This window comes from Rhizobacter sp. P2_H2, from assembly GCF_056403375.1.
Genome location: NZ_JBFUFP010001318.1, coordinates 1 through 1,311 on the forward strand (window position 1 = coordinate 1; position 1,311 = coordinate 1,311).

Annotated in this window: 2 protein-coding genes; one reads left to right on the forward strand and one right to left on the reverse strand. The window is 70.1% G+C overall.

Translation table 11 applies throughout. From position 1 onward, the window contains the following. On the reverse strand, positions 1-339 hold a 339-nt coding region (locus tag AC1D15_RS32715), incomplete at its 3' end, for a LysR family transcriptional regulator (RefSeq protein WP_477829340.1). 110 nt (positions 340-449) lie between these two features. On the opposite strand from AC1D15_RS32715, the gene AC1D15_RS32720 reads away from it, so the two are divergent. Then, the gene (locus AC1D15_RS32720; RefSeq protein WP_465112432.1) at positions 450-1,202 is read left to right on the forward strand and encodes an SDR family NAD(P)-dependent oxidoreductase; all 753 of its coding nucleotides are present in this window, start codon (positions 450-452) and stop codon (positions 1,200-1,202) included. Positions 1,203-1,311: the final 109 nt, after the last annotated feature.

Below are 1,311 nucleotides of genomic sequence, written 5' to 3' on the forward strand. Positions count from 1 at the left end.
GGCCGGCAGCCGCGGGATCAGCTCGCGCACGCCGAAGCTCGCGGCCACGCCGACCCRCAGCACGCCGCGCAACTCGCCGCTGCCGCGCGCCGCATGGTCGGCCTCGTCGAGCGAGTCGAGGATGGCCTCGACGCGCACCAGGTAGTCGGCACCGGCCTCGGTGAGCGTGACGGCGCGGGTCGTGCGCGTCAGCAGCGCGACGCCGACCTCGCGCTCCAGCTCGCTGACGATGCGCGAGGCCGAGGGCTGGGAGAACCCCAGTTCGCGCCCGGCGCGCGAGAAGTTGCCGCTGCGGGCGACGCGGGCGAACAGGCGCAGGGCGACGAGACGGTCAGTCATTTGGCTGGCGAATATAACTTAGAGGATCAGAGCGGCTACCGGCCACAAGGCGAATCAAACACCATTCGTTCCGACGCCAGCAGGGCGCCAGCAACAACAGGAACAGAACCATGAGCAAGCTGAACAACAAGGTGGCCGTCGTGACCGGTGGCTCGAAGGGCATCGGGGCGGGCATCGCCACGGCACTGGCGGGCGCCGGTGCCGCGGTGGTCGTGAACTACGCGAGCAGCCGGGCCGGTGCCGACGCGGTGGTCGCGCAGATCGCGAAGCAGGGCGGCCGCGCGATCGCGGTGCAGGGCGACGTGTCGAAGCCGGCCGACGTGAAGCGGCTGTTCGCCGAGGCCAAGCGCGCCTTCGGCAGTGTCGACGTGCTGGTCAACAATGCCGGCGTGTACCGCTTCGGTCCGCTGGACGCGATGAGCGAGGACGACTACCGCACGCAGTTCGACACCAACGTGCTCGGCACGCTGCTCGCGTCGCAGGAGGCGGCACGGCACTTCGGCGCCGCCGGCGGCAGCATCGTCAACATCGGCTCGATCGCGAGCACCGCGCGCATGCCGGGCGCCTCGGTCTACTCGGCGACCAAGGGCGCGGTCGATGCAATCACGCGGGCGCTGGCGATCGAGCTGGCGGGGCGCAACATCCGCGTCAACACGATCGCGCCGGGCGCGACCGCGACCGAAGGCCTCGCGACGATGGGCGTGACCGAGGGCTCCGACATGCAGAAGGCGATGCTCGCGGCGATTCCGGCAGGGCGCTTCGGCCGGCCGGATGACATYGGCGGCCTGGCGGTGTTCCTCGCGAGCGACGATGCGCGCTGGATCACCGGGGACCGCATCACCGCATCGGGCGGGCAGTACTGATCCCGGCGCCGACCCATACCGACATCGAATGGAACCCGATGCGTCCGCGTGGCGCGTCGGGTCGTAGGTGCAGCTTCCAACCACTCTTTGTCGACGCATTCCGATGAGA